The organism is Pedococcus sp. 5OH_020, from assembly GCF_027812955.1.
In the GTDB taxonomy this organism is placed as follows: domain Bacteria; phylum Actinomycetota; class Actinomycetes; order Actinomycetales; family Dermatophilaceae; genus Pedococcus.
Window position 1 is genome coordinate 648,761 of sequence record NZ_JAPYZV010000001.1, and the last position, 16,233, is coordinate 664,993.

Annotated in this window: 11 protein-coding genes and 1 pseudogene; 10 read left to right on the forward strand and 2 right to left on the reverse strand. The window is 65.1% G+C overall.

The genetic code is table 11. The features are described 5' to 3' along the window. Together PHA84_RS02880 and PHA84_RS02885 are read right to left on the reverse strand one after the other, a co-directional pair. On the reverse strand, positions 1–1,241 hold a 1,241-nt coding region (locus PHA84_RS02880; RefSeq protein WP_270886578.1), incomplete at its 3' end, for a GDSL-type esterase/lipase family protein. 1,352 nt (positions 1,242–2,593) lie between these two features. Then, a pseudogene (locus PHA84_RS02885) lies at positions 2,594–3,034 on the reverse strand (IS1380 family transposase); the annotation flags it as partial. A gap of 336 nt (positions 3,035–3,370) precedes the next feature. Here PHA84_RS02885 and PHA84_RS02890 point away from each other — a divergent pair. The 10 genes from PHA84_RS02890 to PHA84_RS02935 all read left to right on the forward strand — a co-directional run bounded on the left by PHA84_RS02890 (position 3,371) and on the right by PHA84_RS02935 (position 15,764). Beyond that, positions 3,371–4,363 carry a LacI family DNA-binding transcriptional regulator gene (locus PHA84_RS02890; RefSeq protein ID WP_270886579.1) on the forward strand — a complete coding sequence of 331 codons (993 nt, stop codon included), beginning with the start codon at positions 3,371–3,373 and terminating at the stop codon, positions 4,361–4,363. Positions 4,364–4,415: 52 nt separating this feature from the next. Next, the gene (locus tag PHA84_RS02895; RefSeq protein WP_270886580.1) at positions 4,416–5,750 is read left to right on the forward strand and encodes a hypothetical protein; all 1,335 of its coding nucleotides are present in this window, start codon (positions 4,416–4,418) and stop codon (positions 5,748–5,750) included. Between the two features lie 45 nt (positions 5,751–5,795). Next, entirely contained in the window at positions 5,796–7,064 is a 1,269-nt protein-coding gene (locus tag PHA84_RS02900) for an extracellular solute-binding protein (RefSeq protein WP_270886581.1), read from the forward strand. A 146-nt stretch (positions 7,065–7,210) separates the two neighbouring features. After that, entirely contained in the window at positions 7,211–8,122 is a 912-nt protein-coding gene (locus PHA84_RS02905) for a carbohydrate ABC transporter permease (RefSeq protein WP_270886582.1), read from the forward strand. Between the two features lie 124 nt (positions 8,123–8,246). Next, on the forward strand, positions 8,247–9,056 hold the full coding sequence (locus PHA84_RS02910) for a carbohydrate ABC transporter permease (RefSeq protein ID WP_270886583.1): 810 nt from the start codon (positions 8,247–8,249) through the stop codon (positions 9,054–9,056). Continuing rightward, a complete protein-coding gene (locus tag PHA84_RS02915; protein WP_270886584.1) occupies positions 9,053–10,816 on the forward strand; it encodes an alpha-galactosidase in 1,764 nt (587 codons plus the stop codon). The genes PHA84_RS02910 and PHA84_RS02915 overlap by 4 nt, the downstream gene beginning before the upstream one ends. Before the next feature lie 23 nt (positions 10,817–10,839). Beyond that, positions 10,840–13,110, forward strand: coding sequence for an alpha-galactosidase (locus tag PHA84_RS02920; RefSeq protein ID WP_270886585.1), 2,271 nt, complete (start codon positions 10,840–10,842; stop codon positions 13,108–13,110). Then, on the forward strand, positions 13,107–14,225 hold the full coding sequence (gene galT, locus PHA84_RS02925; protein ID WP_270886586.1) for a galactose-1-phosphate uridylyltransferase: 1,119 nt from the start codon (positions 13,107–13,109) through the stop codon (positions 14,223–14,225). The genes PHA84_RS02920 and galT overlap by 4 nt, the downstream gene beginning before the upstream one ends. 8 nt (positions 14,226–14,233) lie before the next feature. Beyond that, complete coding sequence (galK, locus tag PHA84_RS02930) at positions 14,234–15,400, forward strand: galactokinase (RefSeq protein ID WP_270886587.1); 1,167 nt, start codon at positions 14,234–14,236, stop codon at positions 15,398–15,400. Positions 15,401–15,428: 28 nt separating this feature from the next. After that, positions 15,429–15,764 (forward strand): GDP-mannose 4,6-dehydratase, encoded by a 336-nt coding sequence (locus PHA84_RS02935; RefSeq protein ID WP_270886588.1) that lies wholly within the window; start codon positions 15,429–15,431, stop codon positions 15,762–15,764. Positions 15,765–16,233 lie beyond the last annotated feature (469 nt).

The following is a 16,233-nucleotide window of genomic DNA, read 5'->3' on the forward strand; positions in this document are numbered from 1 at the left end:
CCGTGGTTGGGTACCGTCCCACCGGTCGGATAGCCGGTTCCGGTGTGACAGAAGAAGTAGGACACGCCGGTAGGGAAGTTGGCCAACTGCACGGCCATCTGCCCGTTGTTGTTGGAGACACTGATCGAGGGGGGCCCGCCGCCGCCCCCTCCGGTCGGGAAGTCCGACTTGATCTGGTTGGCCACCATTTGGGCGGCGGCCCAATACCCGGTTGAGTTGGGGTGGAAAGAATTCTTGTAATTAGTGCTGAGTATGTACCGATTAATGTATGGGGTGTGGCCAGCGGTGTTGCACAGCCCATCTGGCGTTGTGTAGGAGTCGAATTGCTGACCCGCGCCCGCGTACCCCGGAGGTATTGCATAGGCACCCGACTGTCGGGTGCCTGTACGCCAGTCCACGAAGGTCGTGTTGCCCAACCGACCATGGACCGACTGCAAGACCGAGTTCGCACGTTGGACTGCCAAGTAGGCGGTGTCGTCCAATCGGGTCACGAGCGCGTTCGCCGCGTTCTGCTCGAGCGGGGTGAACTGCTCACAATCCGAGCTGCTTTGGCGTGCGAACGGAATCGGGTAGCTGACGACGTAGAGGTGGCCCCCGGCGGCCATGCGGAGCCGAACTTGGACGTACCGGGTGACGAGATTGTTGAACACATCATCCCATGTCTGACCTCCCCCAGGCACGTCTGCCTGCAGTGACATTGTGTCCGGACCGCAGGCGCCATAGAAGCAACCCTTAAGTTTAGGCTCAAAGCCGATGTCGTTGCCTCCAATAGTCAAAGAGGCGATGTTCGTGCCGCTTGAAACCGTTGGAATCTGAGAATTCCACAGATCGGAAGTGGTCGCACCAGAACAGGCAACGAACGATTGTGTGATCGAGTACGAGGCGCTTAGGATGTCACGCTGCGCCCGGGGTGCGTAGGCGTAGGGGTCCTGATCACACCCCGAAGTGACCGTTCCAAGGCCGACGCCGGCGCTGTAGGAGTCCCCCATCATCGACCAGGAAAGTGCAGGTCCCACTGCCACTGAGGGGGGAGCAAATATCGCCGCCTGGCAAACAACGAGAAGGGCTGCTGCGACCCAGGTTGTCGGGCGCTTGCTCGCTCGGTCGAGATGTCTCATGCCCGCGCGATTCTTTGCTTTGGCCTGGACCGTGAACATCAGGACGCTCGGGACCACAAAGGTTCGAATGGGGGCAATAGTCCGAAACTGTGCACGCTCACGGCCTTCCGAGGCAGCGGTCATTTGAGATGCCTTCGGGGCACCACCGTAGCGATGCCATCGCGAAAGCGCACCGGAAGTCAGCAAACGGACCTCATTTTTTCGTCGTCGGACTCGATCAGCACGCAGCTCGCCAGGCGCAGCAGCGCGGCGGGGTTAGGGAACGCTATCGTCAAGCGGCGGCAGAATTTTGGGCGTTGTCGGGGGTTGTTAGGTCGGCGATGAGAGCTTGATAGACGACGTTGGCGAGGTGTCTTTTCAGGCATCTGCGGGGTCTTGCCCTCACTTCGCTTGCGCTGCAGGTAGGCGCGGGCATCGGGATTCCAGCGTGCTTGCACCATCGCGATGGTGAACAGGGGCTTGGTGGTTCGGCCGGATCGGGCTGGCGCCCTCCCCGCACCAGCGGGGGGTCAGGACGGGTGCTGATCGGGATCCATCGAGGCGATCCAGCGGGCGGCGTCGGGTTCGCGGTCGTTGACGGAGCCCCTCTTGGGGGCGCCGCCATCGGCTACTTTAGCCCCGAGCCTGCGGCATCCCGGGCACCGCAAGCCGCCAGAGGTAACCGGCAGGAGAGCGTCGCGGGTGTGCGGAGGGTGGCGAGTCAGTCTCGGCCGGATCTCCTACTGCGCCTCAGGAGCTGGCGAGCCAGCGGCCCACGAGCTTGATTACACAGACATAAGTGGTCTTATCGGCGGCCTTGACCGCGGTGGCGGTCGGAAGCGGCCGGGGGATCGCGGTCATCGGCCTCCTTGGCCGGGTCTACCGGGGGGCGAGCGCCTCAAGTCAGCCGGCAACCCGCGAGAAGCAAGCATCGAACTCCACCCCTCGGGGACCTTCAGCGGCGGCCCAAAACCCATCCTCCGAACAAGACCACCAGGAGGGTTACCCCGCCAGCCGTTGTGCTGCGAGTAACCCACCCGACGAGCAGCGCCGCCGGCAAACAGAGGTAGGGGCCCAGGCAACTGCTAGTGATCGCACTCGTGCCCGCGGCCTGTCGTCGCGCCCTTGCCTGTACCTTCGTCAAGCGCGAGCGCTGCATCGGCGTGCCGCATTACCCGCAGACGTGATTCCCAATCGAGTTCCCGGGTTTCGTGTTCGCGCCAGGTCCCGCGACAACCTCCGGTGCTTGCGGAGCCTGGCCCGAGCCTTCGCAGATGGCCGGCCAGCCGCTAGCCGCTGCGTGCTGCGGGAGATTCGCGCTCGCGTTCGGGAGGCGGAAAGTCTTTGAGCATGTGGGACATACCGCGTCGGCCTGCATGCTTCCTCCGTTCTGCCGTCAGTGGAGAGGCTAGTGGAGATGCACGTTGTCTTCTGCTTGAGCGCGCCAGTACGCGACTGCAATCTGCCAGTTGTCGTGGTTATGGCAACGCACGACTGATCGTGTCGTCGATATCGACCAGCACCCGCCCACCCGTACCGTCGCCGACGACCTGCGGGGCTTGGACGGCCAGTGCGGTCAGGAACCGGGACGCGACCGCGTCGAGCTGGCGGACGTGGCCGAAGCTGAACGCGCGCAGGAACGAGCCCAGCGTCGAGGGCGCGTAGGCGTTCGTGAATACCCGACCCATCCCGCCGTGGCGCAGCAGGGCCAGGTCGTCGATGCTGTCAGCGCCGGCGAGCATCCCGGCGACCAGCGAGGCCACCTTCAACCCGGCGTTCGCGCCCTTGTCCGTCGGGACGCTCAGGTGCTCATCGGCCAGGTCCCGCAGCCCAGCGGCGTCGGCCAGGGCAAGCACCGGGACCAGCCCAGCCGACGACACCAGGTTCGGATCATCGAACACCGCGACCGTCGCTGCGCGGGTGTGAGAGAGTTTCACCTCAGAGATGCCCTTCCGGGTTGGTGTGATCGGACCGTCGCAAGTCCCAATCTCCCAGCACGGCAGGGCATCTCATCGTTACGGCACGCTCACACCCCCGAGATCATCGGTGGATCGAGGCTTAAGCGCGGAGGCGACTTACGCGCATCGCACGCATGGCGAATCGGGAGTCGTGGTCTCCGGACGGCACCGTGGTTGTGTCCTGCAACGCCTTGTTCTGCTGTCTGTGGAATCAAACCCTCCTGACGCGACGACGCGGTTGAAAGTTGCATGCTTGGAATTTTGCAGAGTACCGTCAAGGGCGAGGTCAACGAGGCGCGGTTAGAGGGGTAGGCGATGGCGAAGGTTGGGATCAGTGACGTGGCGCGCGAGGCGCGGGTCAGCGAAGCCACTGTGAGCAGGGTGCTGAACCATCGGGGCATCGTGGCCCCGGATACCCGGCGAGCCGTCGAAGAGGCGATGCAACAGCTTGGGTACTCGAGCCGAGCTACCACGAGCAAGGTCGTTCTCCTGTTGACACCGGATTTGGACAACCCGTTCTTCGCTCAGCTGTGCGCCCGCATTGTCGCTGGCGCCAGCAGCCAGGGTCTGCAGGCGGTTGTCGGTTCAGCGCCGTCGGGTGGTAGTCAGGAGTACGAATGCGTCGCCAGCATGGTGAACCTCGGTGTTGTTGGTGTCGTCTTCGTGTCGACAAGCAACACGATCGTCGGTGCGGATCCATCGGTGCCTAACCTCCTGCTTGCCCGAAACATCCCGTTCTTGTGCATCAACGGGTCCTTTCCTGACACTCCGATGCCAGCGCTGGCAACCAACGACGCCGTAGCGTCGGAACTCGCTGTGGATCACCTGTGGTCCCTAGGGCACCGGAAAATCGGCCTGATCGCGGGACCTCGCGGCAATCGCCCCAGTGACCGCCGGGTTGCCGGCTTCAGTGCTGCGCTGAAGCGTCGCGGTGGCGAAGGCGGGGTCATCGTGCACCACGAATACAGCGTCGAGGGTGGCTCATCGGCTGCGGCGTCCGTCCTTGATGCGGGGGTCACCGCCATCATCGGAGCAAGCGACGACATTGCCCTGGGAGCGGTGCGATCGATCTCTCGGCGGGGCCTGCGCGTGCCCGACGACGTCTCGGTCATCGGATTCGACGACGTTCATCCCCTCGAGTTCACCAACCCGCCCCTGACCACAGTTCGTCAACCCATCGATCGTCTGGCCGCGGCGTCGGTGCGCATTCTGCAGCGGTTGATCCAGCGGCGCCACGCTGACAGCCAGGAACTTCTGTTCGACCCGGATCTGATCATCCGCGCTTCCACAGGCCGTGCCCGGCAATGACGTGTTTATGAAAGCGATTGTCTCGTAGCCGTCATCTGGCTACATTCTTTCTATGCCCGAGATTCCCCCTGGTGACGTCCTCGCTCGACGGGACCTCCGCTTCGACTCCTCCTCGCCGCCACTGAACGACGGCTTCAAGTGGGCGGTTGACCGCAGCCTCGCATGGGTGCGCACGGACCCTTCGGAGGTTCCCTCGTACTGGGCGGGCCTGACGGATCGGCCGCTCTTCTACTCCCGCGACGTCGCTCACCAGCTCCTGGGTGCGCACCTCCTTGGTCTCGACGAGCAGAACCTCGCCATGATGCGGACGTTCGCCGCGTCCGCGACACCGGCACGGCGCTACTACCCCTTGTGGTCCTTCACCTTCACCGGCGAGCCGGGAGCGATCGACTACACGTCCGACGACCACTTCGTGCGCGAGATCCCGGCGGCGTACGAGCTAGTCGAGAAGGCGCTCGAGCAGTACTTGTGGACCGGCGACCCTCGGTGGATCAAGGACCCCGAGCTGGCACGCTTCCGCGGGACCACCGTCCGTGAGTACACCGCCGAACACGACATACTGGGCCTTGGCCTTGCTGGCGAGGCCGGCACGGGCGACATCTTCCAGGGCCTGGCGTCCTACAACGAACAGCACCACGGCGATCATCCGCTCATCGCTGCGGACGGGGTGGCCACACAGTGGGCTGCACTCAAAGCCATCAGCACGATCCTGGGACCTGCCGCGGCAGCAGGGGTCGTCGACGATGACGGTCTCGCCGCTGAGGCCGGCACGTCTGCCGATCGCATCGCACAGATGTTCGCGCGGGACTGGTGGAGCGAGAACGACAGCCGATTCGCCAGCGGCAGGACCGCTGACCACTACGACACCGACATGGCCTGGGAAGCGAGCTGGTACCCCGCGGTGAAAGGGCTGCTCCCCGCTGGCCCCTCCGCCGAGGCCCACCTACGGTTCCTGGCCACGCAACTTCGCGCCACTCCGCCGACCAACATCGAAGCGGTGACCTATCTGCCGGAGGCGTTTTTCGCGTACCACCATGACGCTGAGGCGATGTACTGGATCGAGTACCTGCTCGCATCCCGAGCTGACTACCCCGAGGTTCCGTTCAACATCGTCTCCCATCTTGCAGTCGGGCTTCCCGGCCTGCGTCCGACGGGCCCTGACGCGATTGAGACCGACAGTCACCTGCTCTCCGATGAGGACTGGGCGACGGTGGAGAACATCGCCGTAGGGCCGTATGTCATCGACATCGCCATACGGGGCCGTCAAGCGACGACCATCACCGTACGAACAGGACCCCGTCCTCTGCGCTGGACGGCCCGCTTCGGCGACTTCACAGAAAGCACGATTATCGCCCCCGGCGAGACATCAATCCTGCCCGCATCCTGAGCTGGCAGGCGGTTCCATCCTCAACGACGAGTCAAGGAAACCTCAATGAACAAGACTCCCCTGCTCGCTGTCGCCGCGGCGACGAGCATTGCCGCAATCCTCAGCTCCTGCTCCACAGCACCGAGCGGAGGGAGCAATGATGGATCGGCCACCATCACCTACGCCTACTGGGGGAACAACTCCGAGAACGCCACCCTGACGGCCATGATCAAGGACTTCGAGCAGGCCAACCCGAAGATCACCGTCAAGGCGAACTGGATCCAGAACGACTACCTGCAGCAGCTGCAGACCCAGCTCGCCGGCGGCAAGCCGCCGACCGTCGCGCAGATCTCCAACACCGACCTTGCCGCGTTCGCGAGTTCCTTCAAGGAAGCGAACGTCAGCCCAAGTGCGTATTACTCGGCCAACATCCCGAACGCGATGAAGATTCAGGGCAAGTACTACGCCACCCCCTTCGTCGCCAAGACCAAGGTCATGGCCATCAACACCAAGCTTTGGCAAGCAGCCGGCCTGGACGTCCCGAGCAAGTCCGCACCCATGAACGTCGAGGACTTCATCGCTAACGCGAAGAAGCTCACCAAGGGCTCCGGCAAGTCCAAGCAGTACGGATCAGCACCTTTGTGGTTCGGCGGCTGGTTGACGGTCAACGGGGGCAACAACTACAGCACAGATGGCACCCGCTGCACCCTCTCGTCCCCCGAGGCCATCCAGGCCGCCAACCAGGTCATCGCCAGCCAGGCCAAGGACGGGTTCACGCCCACCCTGCTCGACGCCCAGGGCCAGGACATGTTCGACTGGCTCAGCATCGGACGGCTGGCTGCTCAGCCGGACTTCGGCCCCTGGAACATCGCCCAGCTGATCTCCCTGAAGAACGCGTCCGACTTCGCTCTGGTCCCGGACCCCGGTAACGGTGAACCGATGGAGGTCGATGGTCTCGCCGTCACCAGGAACGCCAACCAGGCCGAAACGGATGCCGCCAACAAGTTCATCTCCTTCATGTCGACGAACCAGCAGGCACAGGAGCGGTTGACGACCAAGGAGTCATCGCTGGGCGTTCCGGTCGTCCAATCCGCAGTCCCGGCCTTCGAGAAGGCCGCGCCCGAGCAGAACCTCCAGGCTTTTGTCGACGCCGTTGACCAGTCTCCGATCACCGCGTCCGTGAAGGCGAACACGAAGATCTCGACGGACTGGCAGACCGCCCTCACCGACAAGACCCCCATCGGGTCTGGGAAGCAGAGCCCCGCTTCGGTCCTGCCCGAACTCGACAAGCAGTGCCAGGCAACTCTCGACGCGGCAGGGCCGGCAATCAGTTGAACCCCATCACTGGCGGTCTGGAGGAGGTTCTGCGCCACCTAGGTTTGGCGCCGGGCCTCCGCCCGCTGGGTGCCTTCGTCCTTCTCAGCGCCGTTGTCGCAGCCGCAATGTTCGGAGTCGTAAGCCTCGCGGTCCGACGAAGGTGGATGTCCCGAACCACCGCAGCATTTTGGCTCTTCGTGTCCCCCTGGATGTTCGGCTTCGCGGTATTCACCTTCGGACCCATGGTGTACTCCCTGTGGCTGTCGTTCCTGAACTGGGACCTCGTCAGCCCCTCGAGGTTCGCCGGCCTCGGCAACTATCAAAAGGCCGCTGCCGACCCACTGGTCCGACAGGCGATCAAGGTCACGCTCGTCTACGCCGTCGTCAGCGTCCCCCTGCAGACCGCTCTGTCCCTCGGCGTGGCTTTGCTGATGAACACCGACATTCGCGGAATCAACGTCTTTCGCACCGTCTGGTACTTGCCCAGCCTGGTCACCGGCGTCGCGCAGGTCACCCTGTTTCTCTGGGTCTTCAATCCCAACTACGGTTTGGTCAATGGCATGCTCCATGCCGTCGGAGTCGATGGACCTGCCTGGTTCCAGGACCCCAGTTGGGCCCTGCCTGCGGTGATCATCATGAGCCTGTGGACCGTCGGGGGGAACATGGTCATCTACCTTGCCGGCCTGCAGGACGTGCCCATCGAGCTCTACGAAGCGGCCTCCATCGACGGGGCAGGCCCGGCCCGGCGGCTCTGGAGCATCACCATCCCGCAGGTGAGCCCAGTGATCTTCTTCAACGTAGTAACTGGCCTGATCGCTGCGATGCAGATCTTCACACAGGCATTTGTTATCAAGTCCGCCGGCGGCGCTCCCGCGAACTCGCTCCTGTTTTTCGTCTACTACCTATACCAAAACGCGTTCCAGTTCTTCCAGATGGGATACGCCTCCGCGCTGGCCTGGATCTTGCTATTGATGATCCTTGCCCTGACTCTGCTCGTGTTCCGCGGAAGCGCGTTCTGGGTCTACTACGAATCAGCCAACCCCAAAGCTTCGAGGAGGCGCCCCCGTGTTAGATGATGAGCTCTCGTCGCGAGCCCTAACCCGCGTCCAAGCTGACGACGCCGATGCGACCGCGCCCCCGCGACCTCGCCAACGCCGACCCCGGAGCAGAAGCGTCTCCCCGCTCAAAGCGCGGAGCCCGATGGGCAAGGCAACCAACATCGTGGTCCTGACCATCGGCTCGCTGGTCTTCGCCTATCCGTTCCTGTGGATGATCGCCACCTCCCTGCGCACGCGGCAGGGTGTCGCCTCGGGCGGAATCTCGCTGTGGCCCATCCAGTGGCAGTTCAACAACTACACGAGCGGGTTAGCCAGCTTTCCGTTCTTCACCTACTTGACAAACTCGCTCCTCACCACATTGATCCCCGTCGTCGGAAGCGTCCTGGTGTCCTCGCTGGTGGGCTTCGGGTTCGCACGAATCCCCGCCCGCGGCTCGGGCCTCCTCTTTGGGATCGTGCTCGCAACAATGCTGCTGCCGCAGGAGGTCACCCTGGTGCCCCAGTTCATCCTGTTCCGATCCCTGGACATGATGGACACGCTCTACCCGATCATCCTGCCCTTCATGTTTGGCATGCCATTCTTCATCTTCCTGTTCCGACAGTTCTACATGCGGTTGCCTGCCTCCCTGACCGACGCCGCCGTGGTGGACGGAGCCGGTTGGTTCCGGATCTGGCGGTCGATCTACCTACCGCTGTCACAGCCGATCCTGGTCGCGGCTGCAGTACTGCAGTTCATGTCGTCGTGGAACAACTTCCTCACGCCGACCATCTTCATCCAGTCGGACCGGTGGAAGACGCTGCCCATGGCGCTCGCCGGGTTCACATCGGTGAACCGCACCGACACGTCCCTACTGATGGCCACATCGATCATCGTGGTGCTGCCCTGCGTGCTCATCTTCTTCCTCGCTCAACGCCACATCATCGGAGGCATCTCATTCACGGGAACCAAATGACGATCCTCATCGGCGGCCGTACCCCCTTGTGGCTCCCGGGCGACGATCCAGCCGCACAACATGCACATTCACTCGACTCACCGGTACCCGGTCTGCAACTGACCCTGACTACCGGTGCTGATGCCAATGTGCCGCCGTCTGAGACCACCTATCACGATGGCATCGTCACCCTAAGGGTCAACGCCGACCAGCTGGTACGAGTCACGGCATTGATTCAAACTCGCGACGCGGTCGCGCTCTGGCGCCCGGGCAGCGCCCGCGACCATACACGCATCCCGGCGAGCTGGGAGCAACCCGAGACAGTCTCCCCCTTGTCCGGAATGGCCCTGGGCTGCCTGCTCGCTGACGGCGACCAATCCATCGTCACCTACGGCGCGTCCCCGGGTGACCGGCCCCTTCGGGTGCGCGCCGGCTTGGTCGAGGAAAGCGCTGAACTGCTGGTGTCATTTGAGATCGACGGCAAGAGCGGGGAATCGCCACTGCGGGTCCATCTGGACCTCGCCGGCAGAGGGTTCGTTGAATCCGTCCAGGAAATGACGCGACGCCTCAGCGGTCCCCGGCCACGGCCTGCCGTCGACGACGAACGACCCGTCCTGTGCACCTGGTACTTCCTGCAACAGGCGATCGACGGTGAGGTCCTCATGGGGTACGCCGAACCAGCCTCGCAACTCGGTTTCGGCACATTGATCGTCGACGACGGCTGGCAGACCGCCGACACGGCGCGCGGATACGGCAGCGCCGGCGACTGGTCCGTATCAGCGACAAAGATCGCCGACGCGGCGCGCATGGTCGAACGGTTCACCACCTACAACATCCGGACCATGTGGTGGATCGGCACGCCCTTCATCGGCCATCGATCGCAAGCCGTCAGTCACCTCCCGATCGTCGCCGATGATCCCAGTATGCATGCCGCCGTGCTTGACTCCAGATCGGAGTCCGCACGCAGACACCTCGTCGAACGCGTCGTCCAACTGGTCCGAACCACCGGAGCACATGGGGTCAAGATCGACTTCCTGGAGCGCTTCGCCGGCCAGGCGCTCCCCGAAGGTATCGAAGCCGGAGCACTGAACCTGCTCGACGACCTCGGTCTTGGCCTGGACGCAGTCCTACCGGGGGCCTCCATTGAGTTCCGAGAACCCTACATCGGCCCCTCCAGCACAGCACGGGCCACCATGCTGCGCGTGATGGACTGCCCGATGAGCCCCATCCAGAACCGGATCGGAATCCTCGACCTTCGCCTCGCCACCGTCGGAGTCGCGATCCATTCCGACCCGATCATGTGGGCCGACGCAGACAGCCCGGCGCGTGTGGGCCAGCACCTCATCAACGCACTGTTCGGTGTCCCGCAGATCTCGATGGACCTACTGGCCCTCAGCGAACGGCATACACAGGTGCTGGCATTCTGGCTACGGATCATTAACGAGTACCGGCACGTTCTGCTACACGGGGAGTTTCAGCCCGAACGCCCCGAGCTGAACTACCCCTTGGTGCACGGCTCAGCCGACGGCACGACGATCACCGCCCGCTACAGCCCGAGCACTCTCCACGAGCCAGCTCGCGGATGGTCACGGTGGCTTATCGCGAACGCGGATTCGGCCACCGTCGCGCTGGAGGCTGCGAGCGGCATCACGCGCGCGACCCGCATCCGAATCGTTGTCCAAGACCCCAGCGGGGTGGTCCGCACCGACGACACGTACGACAGCCTCCCTTCCCGGATCACTGTGCCTACCGGCGGCCTGGCAACCGTGGAGCGACTGTAGTGCGACCGCCCAGCGAGGAAGTCATGGGTGGTTCCGCCGACGGCACGCTGATCCATCTGATGACGCACGAGGTGTCGATCCTGCTGGATCTCACCGAGAACCGCCTGCCGAGCGTCATCCACTGGGGAGCGTCGCTGGGACGCATCGAGGACTCCCTAGCGCGGCGCCTTGGGGAGGCCAGCGTGCCAGTGGTAGGGCCGAACAGCGTCGACGTCCCGGTCCGGCTGGCCGTCCTCCCGGAGCATCACACGGGCTTCGTCGGCCGACCGGGCCTCACGGGCAGCCGCGGAGGAGGTTCGTGGTCTACCAACTTCGAGGTCGTCAGTGTCGCCGTGGACGGAGCTCCCGTCGCGGGCTGGCACCAGGGCGGTCCTTCACTGGTGACCGTGGACGCTCGCGACGAGGAGGCCGCGCTAGCCCTGACGCTTGAGGTGCAGCTGCTCGACTCGGGCCTCGTTCGGACCAGGGCCATGGTCACCAACCTGGCCGCCGACCCGTACGCGCTCGATGGTCTCGTCTTGGCGCTGCCCGTGCCTGAGCGTGCGACCGAGATCCTCGACTTCGCAGGCCGCTGGGGCTACGAGCGGGCGCCCCAACGAGCGCCCCTTGGGGTCGGGACGCATCTGCGAGAGGGCCGCAAGGGCCGCACGGGAGCGGACGCCGCGACCCTACTGCACGTCGGCACTGAGGGCTTCGGTTTCGGCTCGGGGGAGATCTGGGCCGTTCACACTGCGTGGAGCGGCAACCACATCCATTATGCCGAGCTCACGTTCGAGGGTCAGCGGGTCATCGGTGGTGGGGAGCTCCTCCTGCCGGGTGAACTGGTCCTCGGCGCGGACCACACCTACACCACACCCTGGATCTACGCGGCATACGGCCGCGGTCTCGATGCTGTGGCACACCAGTTCCACCGGTACCTGCGGGGGCGCCCGCACCATGTCAGCGCCGATCGTCCGGTCACCCTGAACGTGTGGGAGGCGGTCTACTACCAGCACGACGTCGAGCAGCTGGTCGACCTGGCCGAGCGTGCAGCCGCCTTGGGCGTCGAGCGGTTCGTTCTCGACGACGGGTGGTTCGGCGACCGTCGGGACGACCTGCGAGGACTTGGCGACTGGGTCGTTTCCAAAGATGTTTGGCCCGAGGGTCTCCACCCCATCGTCAACCGGGTGCGCGAGCTGGGTATGGAGTTCGGGCTCTGGTTCGAACCGGAGATGATCAACGCGGACTCCGATGCCGCACGTGCCCACCCCGAGTGGATCATGTCGGCCCGCACCGAGTGGCCGGTCGAGTCGAGGCACCAGCAGGTCATCAATCTCGGCATCCCGGAGTGCTATGACCACGTGCTTGGTCAGATCCTCGCGATCCTCGACGAGTACGAGATCGGGTACATCAAGTGGGACCACAACCGGGACCTGATCGAAGCCGGCACCCAGACCGACCACGGCCGTCCGGGCGTGCACGCCCAGACCCTCGCCGTGTACCGGATGCTTGCCGAGCTCAAGGCGGCACACCCCGGTCTGGAAGTCGAGTCATGCTCCTCTGGTGGAGGTCGAGTGGACCTGGGAATCCTGGAGCACACCGACCGCGTCTGGGTCTCCGACTGCATCGATCCCCTTGAGCGGCAGTCGATGTTGAGGTGGACCGGCCAGCTGATCCCGCCCGAACTGATGGGGTCGCACATCGCCTCGGGACGGTCACACACCACTGGTCGCACCCACGACCTCAACTTCCGCGCCGCCACGGCGATCTTCGGGCATCTAGGGATCGAGTGGGACCTGGCCCAGGCGAGCGAGCGCGCGCTGGACGAGCTCGGCGACTGGGTCCGCCTGTACAAGGATCTCCGCCAGCTGCTGCTCACTGGCGACCTGGTTCGGATGGACGCCGTGACCCCGGGGAGCCTCGTCCACGGAGTCGTGGCCCCAGACCGATCGGAGGCCCTCTTCGCGCTGGTCAGCGTCGCGTCCCCGCTCACGGATCCCGTTGGGCGGCTGCGATTGCGCGGCCTCGACCCGCACACGACCTACCAGGTGACCCCCACTCTTGTGGCATGCTCGCCGTCGGGGCTCGTGCCCCCGCCGTGGTGGGGCAAGGGGAACCCGGCCACCTTCGACCCCGGGCATCCCTACCGCGGACTGGAGGCGGCGCAGGACTTCGCCGGTGCGGAGTTCTCGGGCACAAGCCTGGAGCACGTCGGGGTGCGGCCGCCGCGTCTGCACCCGGACCAGGCCGTCCTCTTCCGGCTCACCGCAACCGACACCTCGAGCCGTGGGGGAGAAGGTCAGGCAGCGCTATGACGCTCACCACCAACATCCGCAAGACCGTGACCGAGCTGGCAGACGGGCGGCAGCTCATCTACTTCGATGACTGCGAGACGAGTCTGGCGACGGCCAGGGACATTCGGGACGAGCGGCCCCTCGGCGACCGAGCCGCGTCCGGCACGATGCGCCTGGATGCGCTGACGGGTGACTGGGTGGCCATTGCCGGACATCGCCAGAACCGCACCTTCAAACCCCCTGCGGACGAGTGCCCGCTCTGTCCGCCGGGGTCGGGAATGGTGCCCTCGGAGATCCCCGCGACCGACTACGACGTCGTGGTCTTCGAGAACCGCTTCCCCTCCTTCTCCGTGAAGGCGAGCCCGGCCGCCCACGCAAGCTCCTGCTTCCAGGAGCGTCCGGCGGCCGGACGGTGTGAGGTGGTGTGCTTCACCTCGGATCACTCAGCGCACTTCTCGTCCCTGTCGAAGTCCCGTGCGCGGACCGTGATCGAAGCGTGGGTTGACCGGACGCTCGCGCTGTCCGCGCTGCCCGACGTCGAGGCGGTGTTCTGCTTCGAGAACAGGGGGCAGGAGATCGGGGTGACGCTGCACCATCCGCATGGCCAGATCTACGCCTACCCCTACGTCCCCCCACGCACCGCCCAGGTCCTCGCCAGGGCGCACGCCCACCACGCCGGGACGGGTCGGCTCCTTGGTGCCGACATCCTGGCCCAGGAGCTCGCCGACGGCGCCCGCATCGTGTCCTCGGGGGAGCACTGGACGGCATACGTGCCGTTCGCCGCCCGGTGGCCGGTCGAGGTCCACCTAACCCCTCACCGCGACGTGCCGGACCTGCCCGCGCTCACCTCGCCGGAACGCGACGAGCTCGCAGAGATCTACCTGGACCTCCTGCGGCGGCTCGATGGTTATTACGTCAACACCGACGGCAGTGCGGTCGAGCTTCCCTACATCGCCGGGTGGCACCAGGCACCGGTGCGCCAGGGCCGTGAGGTCTCACGCCTGTACCTGCAGATCATGTCCGTGCTGCGCGCTCCGGGCCGGCTGAAGTACCTGGCCGGCTCGGAGTCCGGGGTCGGCGGCTGGGTGAACGACGTCGCACCTGAGCGGATCGCCGCTCGCCTGCGGGAGGTCTAGTGCGAACCATGGTCGTCGGCTCTGTGCACAGCGGTTTCCGTGCCCAGTTCGGCCGCCAACCCGAGGGTGTGTGGTCGGCGCCAGGCCGGGTGAACCTGATCGGCGAGCACACCGACTACAACCAGGGGCTCGCGCTGCCGATCGGGCTTCCCCTACGTGCCTTCGTCGCGGCGCGGCGTCGGCCCGACCGAACCGTGCGGCTCTGGTCGGCGCAGACCTCTGAGGTGGTCACGTGCTCCCTCGACGATCTGGCACCGCGCATTGTCACGGGATGGTCCGCGTATGCCGTGGGAGTGCTGTGGGCCCTGGAACACCACGGGTTCGGTGTCCATGGCGTCGACCTCGCGATCGATGGCCGGGTGCCTCTCGGCGCCGGCCTGTCCAGCTCGGCCGCTCTCGAGTGCGCCGTCGCCGTCGCGGCGTCCGAGCTCTTCGCCTTGGGGCTTCACGGCAAGGACGACGCGAGGCGCGCGGAGCTCGCGGCGCTCTGTGCCTTTGCCGAGAACGTCTTCGTGCGGGCGCCGACCGGGGGGATGGACCAGCTTGCCTCCCTGCGCTGCCAGGCCGACCGTGCCATGCTGCTTGACATCCGCGAGGGGACGGTCGAACAGGTTCCACTGCCGCTGGCCGACCATGGCCTGGCGATCCTGGTGATGGACACTCAGGTCGAGCACGCCCTCGTCGACGGGCAGTACGCCAGCAGGCGTCAGGCGTGCGAGCGGGCCGCCGCCACTCTCGGGGTGGACTCCTTGCGGGAGTTTGACGCCGCCGACCTTGACTCCGTCCTGCGCCGACTTCCCGAAGGTCCGATCCGTCAACGCGTCCGGCACGTCGTCACGGAGATCGACCGAGTGACCAGGACGGTCGAAAGCCTCAGGGCTGTCGACTTCGCGCAGGTGGGCAAGCTCTTCGATGCCTCGCACGAGTCGTTGCGTGACGACTTCGAGGTCTCCTGCCCAGAGCTTGACCTTGCCGTGCAGACCGCTCGGGACAGTGGGGCGCTGGGTGCCCGGATGACCGGAGGAGGGTTCGGTGGATCAGCGATCGCCCTCGTTCCCGGCCACCTACTCCCCGACGTGGCAGACGCTGTCGTAGGCGCTTTCGCCGCCGCCGGGTGGCGGGCGCCGAGCTGTTTCGGGGTCCGGGCTGGACCCCCGGCAGGACGCGACCTGTGAAGACCTCTGCTGCGACAAGGAGAGACTGATGCGCGTTCTGGTCACCGGGGGTGCTGGCTACATCGGCTCACACACCGTGATTCGCCTGGTCCAGGCGGGCCACGACGTGATCGTGGCCGACAACTTCTCAAACTCCAAGCCCTCGGTGATCCCGCGGATTGAAGCCATCCTCGGGTCGAAGCTGGCCCTGCATACGGTCGACATCGCTGATGCCGAGCTGACCTGCGAGCTCATCGGGGCCGAACAGGTGGAGGCTGTCATCCACTTCGCCGGCTTCAAGGCCGTGGGCGAGAGCGTCCAGAAGCAAACTCTCCATCGAGAGCCAAGGCAACGCTGGACATGCAACGCGCTGAGTGAAGAGTGATTGACCGTTCAACTTTACACAAAGCCTCTTATCGGCACGCTTGAGCCTCCCGCCATCACCCGCGGATCGGGCGCCGGACCATCGAGATGACCCCCACGGGGGGTCGGCCCACGAGCTCGAACGGCGTTCCCAACCGAGGGCAAAGACATCCGAGAAACTGACGATGGGCGACCTCGGGTCCCCGTTGCTGACAGCCCTGGAGCGAGCTGCCAGCACAGCGTGAGCGACCAGCTCACCCTGCAGGGCTCGCTTCCAGCCATCGACGTGAGGGAAGGCGTCGACCGTGCCCACCATCACGCCGTGGCCGGTGCCTACGTGAAACTTGTCGCCATACCGCAGCACGTCGGTTGCGGGGGGTACCCGTATCGGGATTGCGAATCCGGCCACCGAGCGCTCAGTGAACCGTCTAGCCTGAGACACTCTTTGGCAAATGGGGAGAGCGGGGGGGCGCGGGGACATGAACGAGGGT

Bases quoted from the DNA above. Each gene is read 5' to 3' on its own strand.
- PHA84_RS02890 (WP_270886579.1), top strand. From the start codon at position 3,371: ATGGCGAAGGTTGGGATCAGTGACGTGGCGCGCGAGGCGCGGGTCAGC.
- PHA84_RS02895 (WP_270886580.1), top strand. From the start codon at position 4,416: ATGCCCGAGATTCCCCCTGGTGACGTCCTCGCTCGACGGGACCTCCGC.
- PHA84_RS02900 (WP_270886581.1), top strand. From the start codon at position 5,796: ATGAACAAGACTCCCCTGCTCGCTGTCGCCGCGGCGACGAGCATTGCC.
- PHA84_RS02905 (WP_270886582.1), top strand. From the start codon at position 7,211: ATGTCCCGAACCACCGCAGCATTTTGGCTCTTCGTGTCCCCCTGGATG.
- PHA84_RS02910 (WP_270886583.1), top strand. From the start codon at position 8,247: ATGGGCAAGGCAACCAACATCGTGGTCCTGACCATCGGCTCGCTGGTC.
- PHA84_RS02915 (WP_270886584.1), top strand. From the start codon at position 9,053: ATGACGATCCTCATCGGCGGCCGTACCCCCTTGTGGCTCCCGGGCGAC.
- PHA84_RS02920 (WP_270886585.1), top strand. From the start codon at position 10,840: ATGGGTGGTTCCGCCGACGGCACGCTGATCCATCTGATGACGCACGAG.
- galT (WP_270886586.1), top strand. From the start codon at position 13,107: ATGACGCTCACCACCAACATCCGCAAGACCGTGACCGAGCTGGCAGAC.
- galK (WP_270886587.1), top strand. From the start codon at position 14,234: ATGGTCGTCGGCTCTGTGCACAGCGGTTTCCGTGCCCAGTTCGGCCGC.
- PHA84_RS02935 (WP_270886588.1), top strand. From the start codon at position 15,429: ATGCGCGTTCTGGTCACCGGGGGTGCTGGCTACATCGGCTCACACACC.